Genomic DNA, 12,735 nt, shown 5'->3' on the forward strand with positions numbered 1-12,735 from the left:
AGGGCAGCGGGTCAGCGCGGCGGGCGCTGGGGCACGATGACCCCGCGATCCGGCTTGCACGCCTTGTCCTTCTCGCTCCAGAAGCAGCCGGGCGGGCAAGCCGGCGGCGGCTCGGCGGGGGTGCCCGCCGGCCACACGCACTCCTCGGCGACGCCGCCCGCCGCGGGCGCGGCCGAGCGATCAGGCGCCGAGCCATCGGGCGCCGCCGCCCCGTCGGGCGCGGCCGAGACATCGGGCACCGCAGCCCCCTCAGGCGACTTCGGCGCGTCGGGCGGCGGGGTGGACCCGCACGCGGCGAGGAGGACAGTGAGCAAAATTACAATTGAGCGACTCACGTTGCTGCGCATCGCACCGTTTTCCTTCTTTTCTGTCCTCATGTGCAAGAGATCAAGCGCGCCTGTCCTCGGGCCGGCTGCGCCGGCGAACGCACCCCAGCAGGAGCGCCGCGAGCGCCAGGGCTGCGGCGCTTCCGCCCGATCCCGGGCCGACGGCGCAGCCGCAGCCGCGCGGGCCGGGCGCGACTGGCAGGGGCGGCGCCGGCCGCTGCGGGACGTCCTTGCCATCGAGGCTCGACCAGTCTCCGGCGCTGATGAAGCCGGCCCAGTAGAAGGGGTGCTGGTTGCCGGGCGCGGCGCGCACCGCGAGCGCGGCCTCGCGCAGCGCCTCACTGCGCCCGCCGCCGCCTTGGAGCCGGCGGTGGTACTGCACCATCAGATCGCGCGTCTCCTGATCGCTGATCTTCCACAGGCTCATCACCAGGGTCTGCGCTCCCGCCATCAGCACCGCGCGCCGGAGGCCGTACACTCCATCGCCGCTGCGGGCCGCGCCGACCCCGGTCTCGCAGGCCGAGAGCACCACGAGCCGCGTCCCATAGAGATCCAGGCCGGCGAGCTCGTGCGCGGTCAAGATCCCGTCCTCTCGCCCCGTGACGGGCTGGTTGGCCGTCGCCAGCGCCAGGCCGCCGCGCAGCAGCGGGCTCTCGAGGGCCCGCCCGGCCGACGCGACGACGGGCGGCAGGAAGAAGCCGTGCGTGGCGATGTGGAGGATGCGCGGGTGCGCCACGGCCTGCACGGCTTCCTCGGTCGCCGCGGCGCCGGTGAGCGCCTTCGCTCCCGGGATCACCGCGCCGATCGCCGCGATCTCCTCGGCCGTGCCGGGCAGCGGGCGGAAGCGGATGTCGCCGAGCTCGACCGAATCGGGGCCTGCCCCCGGGCGGTAGCGCGAGCGCTGCCGGTCGGGATCGCCGAAGTCCGGCGCGCCGATCAGCACGGCGGCCGGCCCGGGCTCGGGCGGCGTCTCATCGTGGAGGAAGCGCACGAGATCGCGCCCGCTCGACAGGTAGGTGAAGGTGAAGCGCTCGATCAGCGCGCGCCCGCCCTCGTCGAGCAAGGCGCCGAACGGGACCAGGTTGAGCTCGCCGTCCGGGCTGATCAGGATCCGGCGCGCGTCGCCAAGGAGCGGCCGGAGCGGCCGCAGCACGCGCTCGTCGAGGGCCCGGGCGGCCGGCGCCGGATCGCGGCGCGGGCTCGCCAGCGCCTGCCGCAGCTCGTCCACCAGGCCAGCGGCGGCGCGCGCCTCGCCGAGGTCCACGTAGCGAGCGGCGCCGCGCCGGCGCAGCACGTACGCCGCGAGGCGCGGGGCCTCCGCGGCCTCGCCCACGGGGCGGCGCACGATCATCTCGACGAGCGCCGCGTCCTCCGGGATCGCCGCCTTCACCTCGGCGAGCGTCACCAGCCGGTCGTCGCGCAGGAGGGTCGCGCCGCGCTTGCCCAGCTCCGCCTCGAGCCGGGCCTTCTGGCGCTCCAGCTCGGCGAGCGCGGCGTCGTGCTCCGCGGCCGGCACGGCGCCCGGGCCGCGCACGATGGCGTCGACGATCGCGCCCTGGATCGCCACGAGCTCGCGGAGCAGCCGCGCGTCCTCCGGCCTCCGCCGATCGCGCAGGGCGGCGCGGCCCGCCGCCAGCGCGTCGAGGGCGCGGCCCTTGCGCCGCAGGATCGTGGTGAGCGCCAGGTCCACCGCCGCGCCGCCCTGCGGCGAGGCCGCCGCGGGCAGCGCCAGGACGAGGTCGGTCTGCCCGCGCAGCACCTCCACGGCGGCGAGCTTCTGCTCCTCGGAGCTGTCCGCGAGCAGCGCCGCCGCGCGGCGGTCGCGGATCTCCGTGCTCCGCGCGAGGGCCTGCGCCGCGCTCGGGGTGCTCCCTGCGCGCAGGTGGCCCTCGGCGAGCGCGTCGAGCGCGTCGGCCACCCTGGGGTGCAGGGGGCCGAAGACCTTCTCGACGATCGCGAGGGCCCGCTGCGAGAGCGCCTCCGAGAGCCCCGGATCGGGCCGACCGCCGCCGCGGGCCAGGGCGGCGCGCCGCAGCAGCGCCTCGGCCACGGCGGGGTGATCCGGCCCCGACGCCTCCTCGAGATCGGCCTGTGCCCGCTGGTAGAGCGCGGCGGCGGCGCCGTCGTCGCCGGTCGCGCGCCGCAGGTCGCCGAGGTGCAGGCGCAGCGCGGCGGTGGCCGGGTGCCCCGGCCCGAGCACCTCTTCGCGGATGGCGAGCGCGCGATCGAGCAGCGGCGCGGCCCGCGCCGGCTCGCCGCGCTGCATGTGTCCGAGCGCGAGGCCGTCGAGCGACTCGGCGGCCGCCAGGTGCCCGGGGCCGAGCGCCTCCTCCTGGAGCGCAAGCGCCCGCGTGAACGCCTGCACGGCGCGGTCGGGCCTGCCGATCGCCAGGTGGAGGCGGCCCAGGCTGTCGAGGACGCGGGCGAGGCGCGGGCTCGGCGTGCCCGCGGCGCGCGCGCTGGCGCTGGCGGCCTCGAGCGCCTTGACGAGCAGCGGCTCGGCGACCTCGGGCTCGCCCCTCTCCAGGGCCAGATCGGCCAGGTTGCGGAGCAGCTCGGCCTGCACCGTGGGCTCGCTCCCATAGCTCTCCGCGGCGAGCCTGAGCATGGCCTCGGCCACGTCGTGGTCTGCCCTCATCGCGAACAGGCGGCCGACCTCGCTGTAGGCGAGGCAGGGGAACGGGCTGCCCAGCAGCGCGTCGAACCCGACGATCTCGCGCCGCAGCCCCTCGGCGGCGGCGCTGTCGCCGCGGAGGGCCGCCAGGCGCGCGCGCCCGGCGATCGAGAGGCCCGCGAGCTCCTCGTCGCCGGCGACGAGGATGCGCCGGTAGATGGCGTGGGCGCGCGCGAAGACCTCCTCGGCGCGCCGGTGCTGGCCCAGCTCGATCAGGACCCACCCGAGCTGATCGAGCGCCGCGCCGAGGAACAGCTCGGGCGACGGCGTGGCCGGGGTGTGCTGCTTCGGCAGCCGGCCCTTGTAGAAGGCGACGACCTTCTCGTGCAGGGCGACGTCGCGCTCGGCAAGACCGACGGCCTCGGCCAGGCGCTCCTCCTCGAAGAGCCTCTCCGCCCTGAGGTGCGCGACATCCGCCTCGTTCAACGTGGCGTTGAGCCCCGCCGGGCCCTGGGCGGCCGCCATGCCGGGCGGCAGCGCGAGCAGCAGCGCCACGCCCGCCGCGAGCCACGGCGCGCGGCGGGCGGCGGCCCGCGAGGCCGGCATCAGGGCTCCCCTTTCGGCCGTATTCCGTGCTTGTCGAGGAGCTTGTGCACGAGCTGCCTCGACACGCCCATGGCGCCGGCCGCGCGCGAGATGTTGCCCTTGTGGCGGCCCAGCCAGGCGGTCAGGTAGCTCCGCTCGAACTGCTCCATCACCATCTCGCGGGCCTCGAGCAGCGGCATCTCGAGCAGCGGGTCCAGGCGCGCCGCCGCGGCCGCGGGCCCGGGCGCGGGGACAGGTGGGGGCGCCGCCGCGGCGCCCTCCTTGAGAGGCCGGAGCAGCTCGTCGACCGTCTCCGGGAACAGGAGCAGGCGCGCCACCACGTTGCGCAGCTCCCGCACGTTGCCCGGCCAGTCGTGGGCGGCGAGCAGCGACAGGGCGTTCGGCGGCAGATCGGCGAGGGAGCGAGGTGGGTTGTGCGCGGCGAGGAAGCGCTCCACCAGGGCGGGGAGGTCGTCCTTGCGCTCGCGCAGCGCCGGGACCTGGACCTCGACCACGGCGAGCCGGTAATAGAGGTCCTCGCGGAACTGCCCCTCCGCCGCCCGGGCGCGCAGGTTCCTGTGCGTGGCGGCGACGATGCGCGCGTCGAACGGCCGGAAATCGCTGGCGCCGAGCCGCCGGACCTGGCGCGCCTCCAGCGCCCGCAGCAGCTTGGGCTGGAGCTCGAGCGGCAGCTCGCCGATCTCGTCGATGAACAGCGTGCCGCCGCTCGCCTCCTCGAGCAGGCCGGCGTGCGCGGCCTGGGCGCCGGTGAAGGCGCCGCGGGTGTGGCCGAACAGCTCGGACTCCACCAGGTTGGCCGTCGTCGCGCCGCAATCGAAGACGACGAAGGGCCCGTTCCTGCGCGGGCTGTGCTCGTGGATGGCCCTGGCCAGCACCTCCTTGCCGGTCCCTGACTCGCCGAGCAGGAGGAGGGTCTGATCGGTGGCGGCGGCGCGCTCCAGCTTGGCGAAGAGCGCGCGCATGGCGAAGCTCCGGCCGATGGCGCCGCCGAACATGCCAGTCGGCGACAACGGCACGAGCCTGGGCTCGCCGGCCGGGTGGACGACGAGCTCCGAGTCGCCGATGAGCACGGCCACCCGGGGGGCGAGGCGCGCCTCCAGGATGGCCGTCTGGCCGAGCAGCGTGCCGTTCTTGCTGCCCAGATCGCGGAGGGAGACCCCCTCGGGCGTGAGGCGCAGCTCGCAGTGCCTGCGCGAGACCCGGGCGTCGGGGACGACCAAGGTGCAGTCCTGGCCGGTCCCGACGATGACAGGGCTGATATCGAGGAGCGTCTCCGTCACGTGACCTTGCGGCGAGGTGACGCGGACACGGAGGGAGGGCATGCGGAGCGAGCGATCGCGATCCACGCTCGTGAGCGTGCAGGGCTCGGGCTCGTCCCTGGCTGGCTTCATGCACCGGACAGTACGTGGATCGCCCGGCGAAAGCTATCGCGCGCGGCCCTCCCCGCGCGGCGCGGATCTCACTGCACGCGGGCCGTGCGCAGCCTTGTCTTGGAGTCGGCCTCGTTGCTCACGATGTCGAGGGCGTCGCTGGTCTTGGCCCAGTCGAACGGCATCCACGAGAACGACATGCCGTTCGCGTTCGAGGTGTCCTCGTCGTCCGTCATGATCCAGCCGTCCAGCTGGCTGTCGGAGAGGTGTGCACGCGCCAGGATCCCGTAGCTGAAGCCGAGGTTCGGGAAGCCGATCATCGCGCCGGCGCTGCCGCGGAACAGGCAGAACCCGAGCGTGGTCTTCGAGGGGCTCTGCGTGGAGGTGTTGGGAAAGATGTTCCCCGTGGACGAGTTGCTGTTCGACGTGTCCTCGTTGTCGAAGGTGCGCGAGAACGCCTCGGAGCCGGCGGGGCAGGCGCTGCCGAGCCTGAGCACGGCGTACGGCTCCCCGCTGTCGAGCGGCTTGAAGAAGCTCCCCGGCACGCGGCAGAAGACGAACCTGGTGTTGCTGCCGCTCTGCGTCGCGCCGATCCAGCCGGCGTGATCGTTGCCGTTGCTCGTGTCCTCGTCGTCCATGAAGATCGAGATCTGATCGAAATTGGAGGGGCACGCGCCTGCCGGGATGACGCCCACGTCGTTCACCCCCAGCGCCGACTCGGCCTCACCGACGTCCTCGGCCTCGCCCGAGCTGTCGTCCAGGCCGTCGCCCAGCGCGTCCGCGCCGTCGCCCGGCTCGTCCGTGCCGGCGACGCAGCCCGGCATCAGCGCGGCGGCGCCGAGGAGCGAGAGCGCGAGGGTGGAGTTGCAGAGAGCCATTCCGAGGTGACCGAAGGTCTTGTTGAGAGAGAGCATGGAACATCCTCCTTGTCGACGCGGCGGCGCGTGCCGCCTCGCCGGTTTCCGTTGATATCCAGCGCGCGAAGCCCGTTCTTCGCTGCCGTCTGGACGCCGGGGCGCTTTGGCGCTCTGGCGTTTCAACGCGTCAACGCGTCAACACGTCAACACGTCAACACGTCAACGCGTCAACACGTCAACGCTTTGCAGCCAGCGTGCCGAGCCCGCCGCGCCCGCATTCCTGGGGAGCGCGCCGCCGCGTACCGCCTCCGGCTGTCAGCGACCATCGACAGCTGTCAGCGATCGATGACACCTGACAGCGCCTGCTGACAGCGCGGCGGCCTTTGCCCTTTGCGCTGGCCTCCCGCCCGCTGCTTCAGGACCCGGTGGACTGGTACCGCCGCTCCCCGAACCGCCAGATGCGCAGCGACACGAGCAGGAACGCCACCCCCACGAGCGGCGACGCCCAGCGCGCGGCCTCGGGCAGCGCGGGGACCGTGGGGCGATCGAGCAGCGCGCCCGCGGGGATGTAGCTCACGAACGCGAGCGGCACGACGAACGTGAAGAAGCGCCGGAACCAGTCGCGGTACAGGGTCAGCGGGTACTGCGCCGCCTCCGTGCCGCCATAGGTCAACGCGTTCATGATCTCCAGCGACTCGACCGTCCAGAAGCACAGCGTGGCCTGGAGCACGAGGAGCCCGTAGAACACGCAGGCCCCGCCGACGATCGCGCCGGCGAGCAGCGCCAGCCTGGCCGCTGTCCACCCCACGCTCAGCGCGCTACCGGCCCACAGGAGCATCACGAGGCCGACGGCGAGCCGCCCTGCGCGCAGGAACTGGAACTCCCCGGTGGCGACCTGGAACGCCGTGGAGCGCGGGCGCAGGAGGAGCCGATCGAAATCGCCCGACCTCACCATCCCGGAGAAGGTGTCGAACCCGCGGCCGAACGACTCGGCGAGCGCGAACGAGACGTTGACGAGTCCGAACAGCAGCGCCACCTCCGCGAAGCGCCACCCTCGGACCGCGCCGAACCGGTCGAACAGCGCCCACGCCCCGAGCAGCTCGATGCCCACCGTGATGAACTGCCCGACAGACCACATCACGAACGACGCGCGATACTGCATCTGCGCCCGCAGCGACGCGGCGGCGAGCCGGAGGTAAAGCCTCGTTGCATCGAGCGACATCTCGTCTGTTCCTCGCCCTCGCCCTCGCCTCGCCCCTCAACCGCCCTGCACCACGAGCCGGCGCAGGCCGCGCGCGACCATCGCCCTGCCGAGCGCCACGAACACGGCGGTCCACAGCGCCTGGTGCAGCAGCACGCCGGGGAGCGCCCCCGCGGGCAGGTGCCCGAGGTAGAGCCGGAACGGCGCGTCGACCATGCCCCGGAACGGCAGCGCGTCGAACCACGGCAGCATCCACGCCGGAAACAGCGGCAGCGGCACGATCATGCCGGAGGCGACGAGGACGAGCGACGGCACGATCCGCGCGATGCCGTCGCCGGACGTCGTCCACAGCATCGTCGACGTCACCGCCGTCGCGAACGCGCCCACGAGCGCCGTCGCGCCGACCATCGCCGCCGCCCACGCGCCCGCGGCGGCCAGCGACGGCGGCAGCCCCATCCCGAGGAGCGGCACCGCGACCGCGAACATCGGGACCGCGCGCAGCAGCGTCGGCGCGACGCGCGCGGCGAGCGCGCGGGCGAGCCAGAGCGCGTGAAGATCGAGCGGGCGCGCCAGCTCGTAGCCCACCGCGCCGGTGCGGATCAGCTCACGCACCTCGGGGTCGGGGTTGGTCGAGAACGGCAGCAGCTGGAAGAACGCCTGTCCGAGCCACGTGTACGTGATCGCCTGTCCGAGCGCCATCGGCGGCGGCGCGCCCGAGACGGCGTTCCCGTAGAACGCCTCGAGCACCATGACCTTGATGAACCCCCAGAACAGCTGCGTGCCGAACCCGGCCGCGGCGGCGGCCCGGTACTGCAGGAGCGCGCGGCAGCGCGCCCGAAACACGGCGGCACAGGCGGCGAAGTTGGCCGCAAAGCGCTCGAACGGCGCGCTCACGGCGGCGCCCCCGCCTCGCCGCCCTCGCCGTAGAGCCGCGCCACGATCTCGTCGATGGGCGGGTTCTGCACCAGGAGGTCGCGCACCGGGGTGCGGGCCGTGACGCGCCCGACCAGCTCCGCCGTCGAGATCGCGGCGGGGTCGAAGCGCAGCGTCACGCGGGCGCCCTCGCGGCGGATCACCTCGGCGCGCGGCTCGTCGATCTCGGCCGCCGGGTCGGCCAGGTCCACGATGAGCCAGCGCTCCGCGGTGACCTGCGCGCGCAGCGCCTCGAGCGAGCCGTCCGAGAGCACCCGCCCCCCGGCGATGAGGATGACCCGCGAGCAGAGGGCCTCGATGTCATCCATGTCGTGCGTCGTCAGGATCACCGTGACGCCGCGCTCGCGGTTGAGCCGCTGCACGAAGCGCCGCACCGCGAGCTTCGAGACGGCGTCGAGGCCAATCGTCGGCTCGTCGAGGAAGAGCAGGTCGGGCGCGTGGAGCAGCGCGGCCGCGAGATCGCACCGCATGCGCTGGCCGAGGCTGAGCTGCCGCACCGGCGTGTCGAGCAGCGGCCCGAGATCGAGCATCGCGACGAGCTCGTCGCGCGCGCGGGCGTGCTCGGCCGCGCCGACGCGGTAGATGTCCCGGAGCAGCTCGAACGAGTCGATCACCGGCAGATCCCACAGGAGCTGGGTGCGCTGGCCGAACACGACGCCGAGGCGCCCCACGTGCGCGATGCGCTCGCGCCACGGGACGCGGCCGGCCACCTCGCATCGGCCCGAGTCCGGCACGAGGATGCCCGCCAGGATCTTGACCGTCGTCGACTTGCCGGCGCCGTTCGGCCCGATGTATCCGACGAGCTCGCCCCGCTCGAGCGAGAACGAGACGCCCGCGAGCGCGTCGACGGCGCGGTAGCGCGGGCGCACGAGCCCGGCGAGCGCGCCCAGGGCGCCTGGCCGGCGCTCGGCCACCCGGTACGCCTTGCGGAGGTCCTCGACGACGATCAGCGGCATGGCGGCGGCCAGGGTCTCACGGGCGGCCCGGGAGCATACTTGACCTCGGCCGAGCGGCCAGCGCCGCGGGCCCCGATCTCGATCGAGCCGCCAGCGCCGAGAACGCGGCCTACGTGCTGAGCCTGCCCGCTTGCGATCCCTGCCGCGCCCTCACTCCGGCTTCGCGAGCGGCGAATAGCGGCTGTAGCGGTAGTCGTTCGAGGTCGCGTAGAGCACGCCCGGAGGATTGCGGGAGTTCCCCGCGGTGATGCACGCCCGGTACCAGGGGTAGCAAGCCTGGAGCGTGTCGTAGACGAACGACGGCACGGCCGGCGCGCCGCCCCGCTGCACCCAGCACGCGACGGCCGCGCCGGTCTGCGGCTCGACGAGGCAATAGCGCTGCATGTCGGAGGCGCAGCCCGTGCAGTCGGTCTGGATCGCGTTGATCGCGTGTCCGACGTTCGTGCAGCCGAAGCTGAAGATCGCTGCATTGAGCCCGTTCTGCTGCGCTTGCCACCAGAAGCCGTTCGCGAAATTCGAGCACACGTACGAGCCAGGGGTATACGTGCATTGCTGCACCGTGATGTTGCCCATCGCGGTCGCCAGCGGCGTGCCGCCCCACGTACCGAGGTTGGGGGCCGGCGGGCACGCGGCGCCGGGCGGAACGGCCGACGGTGCGGAGTCGTCCGGCGAAATCCCGGTCGGCTCCGCCACTACCCCGCCGAGGTCGGTGGGAGCTGGGGCCTCGTCGCGCGGAACGCACGCGGATCCCGAGCTGTCATCACACAGCGCCACGTCGCTGGTCATGGCGTAGGCCGCAGGCTCCAGGTCGAGGTCGTCGAGATCGCCGCTCGCGCTCGAGCACCCGCTCAGGGCGCCGAGAAGGCTCACGGACGCGACGAAACCCGCAGCGAAAACCATCGCATGACGATTCATAAGAACGCCTTTCTCGCGGTGAAATGCAACGCGCCGCGCCTGTGGCGCGCACGGCTTGGCGGCGCAGCGCGCCTCCGCGTGGGTTACGCGCGACGTCCGGCGCCGGTTCCCTTCTCGGGTGGCATTGGTCAGCGGGCCGCCCGCCCTCCGCCACCCACCATCGGTCACCAACGTGAACGTTTACGTGGTCGTGGTCGTGGTCGTTCACGGCCTATCGTCGACGACCACGACCACGACCACGTAAACGTAAACGTAAACGTTCGGAGGCAGGAGAACGCGACGCGCGCCCCAGCTCCGCGATGGCCACGCTGGCGCGCGCGGGTTGCGGTACCCTCCGCCTCGATGCCGCCCGACCCCAGCGCGCCCCCCGGCGATCGATCCCTGTTCCCATCGTTCGACGGCCCCGGCGGCTTCGACCGGATCCGCGCCGACCTCCCGGCCTTTCTCCCGGCGATCCGCGCGGTGTGCGAGCGCCACGCGCTCTCGTCGGGCGGGCTCTCCGCCTTCGCGCACGGGACCAACGTGGTCGTCTCGAACGACGCAGGCCAGATCATCAAGCTGTTCCCGCCCTTCCTCCGGCACCAGTTCGAGGCCGAGCGCCTCTCGCTGGGGCGCTTCCACGGGAACGTCCCCGTGGCCACGCCGGAGCCCCTCTGGCAAGCGGAGCTCGAAGGCTGGCCCTATCTCGTGATCTCGCGCCTCCCGGGGCGCACGCTCGGAGAGGCCTGGCCCGCGATGAGCGGCGCGGAGCGCGCCGAGGCGCTCGCCCGCGTCGGCGAGATCATGAGGGCCGCCCACGCGCTGCCCACCGCTGGACTGGAGAGCATCGATCTCGGCTGGGATGCGTTCCTGGAGCGCCAGATCGCCGGATGCGAGGGCCGGCACCGGCGAATGGGCTTGCCCGAGCGCCTTGTCTCGCAGATCCCGGCTTACCTCGAGTCTGCCCGCGCTCTCCTGCCGACGTCCGTGGTCCCGGTCCTGCTGACCGGCGAATACACGCCGGAGAACCTCCTCGTGACCCGAGCGGGCGGGAGGTGGAGCATCACCGGCATGATCGACTTCGCGGACGCGTGCCTCGGAGCCCCCGAGTACGATCTCCTGGGCCCGTGCCTCTTCCTGTCGGCCGGCAGCGCGGACCTCCAGCGCGCCTTTCTGGGCGCCTGCGGATACCCGCCTGCCGACCTGGGCCCAGCGCTGAGCCGCACGCTGATGGCCCTCGCGCTGCTGCACCGGTACAGCAACCTCAGGTTCCAGCTCAGGCTCGAAGGCTGGGAGTCCCGCGTCTCCTCGCTGCCCGAGCTGGAACAGACGATCTGGCCGTTCTGAAGCACGATCTACCGGTCACTGCCGGCGAGCGCGGCAGCCCGCAGTCGGCGCGCCCCGCCGCGCTCACCCGGCCGCGAGCAGGGCGGCGACGTCCTCGCAGGAGTGCTCCTCGACGGCCCGGCAGTTCGCCACGTCAGCCCACGGCCACCAGCCGCACCCCTCGGTGTCCTCCTCGCACGCCGCTTCGAGGTCCGGAGAGACGACGAGGTCGCAGATCTGATGCGGCGACGGCCCCTCCCACACCACCGTCGGCCCGCACTCCATCCCTTCGCGCCCGCAGTGCCTCTCGCGCGTCTGCACCAGCGCGGTGCCGTCGCCCAGCACGAAGATCAGCGATTCGGTCTCGTCGACGTACGGGCCAGGCGCGAGCATCGAGCGGAGGACGCCCTTGCCGCCTCCGGTCACCAGCTTGGCCGCGCACGGGAGCGCCTCTGGCGGGATCGGATAGGCGTGCATCGTGACCGGCTGACAGCTCGGCTCGAAGTCGCAAGCGAACAGATCGAGAGCCGGATCAGGCGCATCCACGCCGCCGCCCGACGTGGTGTCGGACGAGTCCGGCCCGGGATCCGCGTCGTCGCCCCTGTCCGGCTCCGCCTCGGCCTCGGCGCCGTCCGAGCCCTCGACGACGCGAGCGCAAGCGCTGACGAATGGAAGCTGCGCCGCTGCCAGCAGGAGCGCTCCTTGAATGACGCGATGTGCTCTCATGGTATTGCCCTTTCCCAACGAGCCTGTGGAGGTTGTGCCAGGCATGGCGCAAGGCAAGCGGCGCGCCACACCGTCCTCGCATCGCGGCGACGCCGCTGCGCTCCGCGGCTCCAGCTCTCACCCGCACGCGGACAGCGGCGGGACGACGTCGCCCGAAGCGCCATGAAATTGACGCGCCGCCTTCAGGGCTTGCCTCTGACCCACGATGGCACAAACGGGCCATCAGAGCCACCACCCGGCACATAATGACGCAGCTCCGTGCCTCGAAGCCCTGTTGGAGCCCCCAAAGCCTCCTCTTGCAATGGCGCTGTTCTCGAAGCAGTATCGCGGCGGAACGGGCCAGCTTGCCTGTGCCCCTCCCTTGGTTTAATTTGTAATGAGTCTTACTTATCCTTGTCCACTTCGAGGCAGCGTGACGGACGCGGCATCTTGGCGTTTTGAATGTCGTTACGGCGTCGCTCTCGACGGTTGCAGATGCTCAGGGAAACATCGTTTACCAGAACAACGGCTTCTTCCCCATCGACGAGCGGAGCTTCATAAACACCGTCACTCATCACCGCTGCCGTAAACCAGGAAATGCGCGCACCAGGTCACAGCCACCTCGACGCATGGCGGCGTCCCCCGTGCGCCACGATCACGAAAACGGATGCCGACCCGAAAAATCGAGGCGATTGCGTGATCAGATCGGCGTGCTGCGGGAATTCCCCCGGGCCACACCAGCGAGGTGCAACCTGGGTGACACCCAGCCAACTCGTGCAGAGCAGGCGAACTCTGCCTCCGAGCTTCATCTGTCAACAACTATCGACCACGGAACCCAGCCCGACTGCAGGCGACGCGGCGTGCAGCGAGGGGCCTTCCGCGCCGGACCGTGTCCGGGCGTCAAGGGCCTCGTGATCACCGGGATCGCGATCACGATCGCGCGGCTC

The 12,735-nt window shown here is 72.5% G+C and carries 10 protein-coding genes; 1 reads left to right on the forward strand and 9 read right to left on the reverse strand.

Features of this window, described 5'->3' with window-relative positions; genetic code table 11:
• Positions 1–11: 11 nt before the first annotated feature.
• The 8 genes from WMF11_RS37305 to WMF11_RS37340 form a co-directional block, all read right to left on the reverse strand.
• Positions 12–347, reverse strand: coding sequence for a hypothetical protein (locus WMF11_RS37305; protein WP_437974145.1), 336 nt, complete (start codon positions 345–347; stop codon positions 12–14).
• 40 nt (positions 348–387) lie between these two features.
• Positions 388–3,546, reverse strand: coding sequence for a CHAT domain-containing protein (locus WMF11_RS37310; RefSeq protein ID WP_437974146.1), 3,159 nt, complete (start codon positions 3,544–3,546; stop codon positions 388–390).
• Entirely contained in the window at positions 3,546–4,937 is a 1,392-nt protein-coding gene (locus tag WMF11_RS37315) for a sigma 54-interacting transcriptional regulator (RefSeq protein WP_437974147.1), read from the reverse strand. The genes WMF11_RS37310 and WMF11_RS37315 overlap by 1 nt, the downstream gene beginning before the upstream one ends.
• 68 nt (positions 4,938–5,005) lie before the next feature.
• Positions 5,006–5,830, reverse strand: a complete 825-nt coding sequence (locus tag WMF11_RS37320; protein WP_437974148.1) for a hypothetical protein — start codon at positions 5,828–5,830, stop codon at positions 5,006–5,008.
• Positions 5,831–6,188: 358 nt separating this feature from the next.
• Entirely contained in the window at positions 6,189–6,995 is an 807-nt protein-coding gene (locus tag WMF11_RS37325) for an ABC transporter permease (protein ID WP_437544348.1), read from the reverse strand.
• Between the two features lie 36 nt (positions 6,996–7,031).
• Positions 7,032–7,868 (reverse strand): ABC transporter permease, encoded by an 837-nt coding sequence (locus tag WMF11_RS37330; protein WP_437974149.1) that lies wholly within the window; start codon positions 7,866–7,868, stop codon positions 7,032–7,034.
• A complete protein-coding gene (locus WMF11_RS37335) occupies positions 7,865–8,863 on the reverse strand; it encodes an ABC transporter ATP-binding protein (RefSeq protein ID WP_437974150.1) in 999 nt (332 codons plus the stop codon). Before WMF11_RS37335 ends, WMF11_RS37330 begins: the two co-directional genes overlap by 4 nt.
• 150 nt (positions 8,864–9,013) lie before the next feature.
• Positions 9,014–9,733, reverse strand: a complete 720-nt coding sequence (locus WMF11_RS37340; RefSeq protein ID WP_437974151.1) for a hypothetical protein — start codon at positions 9,731–9,733, stop codon at positions 9,014–9,016.
• A 387-nt stretch (positions 9,734–10,120) separates the two neighbouring features.
• Here WMF11_RS37340 and WMF11_RS37345 point away from each other — a divergent pair, with 387 nt between their 5' ends.
• Positions 10,121–11,104 (forward strand): phosphotransferase family protein, encoded by a 984-nt coding sequence (locus WMF11_RS37345; RefSeq protein WP_437974152.1) that lies wholly within the window; start codon positions 10,121–10,123, stop codon positions 11,102–11,104.
• Positions 11,105–11,167: 63 nt separating this feature from the next.
• Here the strand turns inward: WMF11_RS37345 and WMF11_RS37350 are convergent, their stop codons facing one another.
• Positions 11,168–11,809 (reverse strand): hypothetical protein, encoded by a 642-nt coding sequence (locus WMF11_RS37350; RefSeq protein ID WP_437974153.1) that lies wholly within the window; start codon positions 11,807–11,809, stop codon positions 11,168–11,170.
• Positions 11,810–12,735 lie beyond the last annotated feature (926 nt).

The sequence above is a fragment of the Sorangium sp. So ce295 genome, from assembly GCF_051527405.1.
GTDB classification, from domain to species: Bacteria; Myxococcota_A; Polyangia; order Polyangiales; family Polyangiaceae; genus Sorangium; species Sorangium cellulosum_B.

Coding starts and splice junctions, on each gene's coding strand:
- WMF11_RS37320 (WP_437974148.1), bottom strand. CDS start 5,830: ATGCTCTCTCTCAACAAGACCTTCGGTCACCTCGGAATGGCTCTCTGC.
- WMF11_RS37325 (WP_437544348.1), bottom strand. CDS start 6,995: ATGTCGCTCGATGCAACGAGGCTTTACCTCCGGCTCGCCGCCGCGTCG.
- WMF11_RS37345 (WP_437974152.1), top strand. CDS start 10,121: ATGCCGCCCGACCCCAGCGCGCCCCCCGGCGATCGATCCCTGTTCCCA.
- WMF11_RS37350 (WP_437974153.1), bottom strand. CDS start 11,809: ATGAGAGCACATCGCGTCATTCAAGGAGCGCTCCTGCTGGCAGCGGCG.
- WMF11_RS37335 (WP_437974150.1), bottom strand. CDS start 8,863: ATGCCGCTGATCGTCGTCGAGGACCTCCGCAAGGCGTACCGGGTGGCC.
- WMF11_RS37315 (WP_437974147.1), bottom strand. CDS start 4,937: ATGAAGCCAGCCAGGGACGAGCCCGAGCCCTGCACGCTCACGAGCGTG.
- WMF11_RS37305 (WP_437974145.1), bottom strand. CDS start 347: ATGCGCAGCAACGTGAGTCGCTCAATTGTAATTTTGCTCACTGTCCTC.
- WMF11_RS37310 (WP_437974146.1), bottom strand. CDS start 3,546: ATGCCGGCCTCGCGGGCCGCCGCCCGCCGCGCGCCGTGGCTCGCGGCG.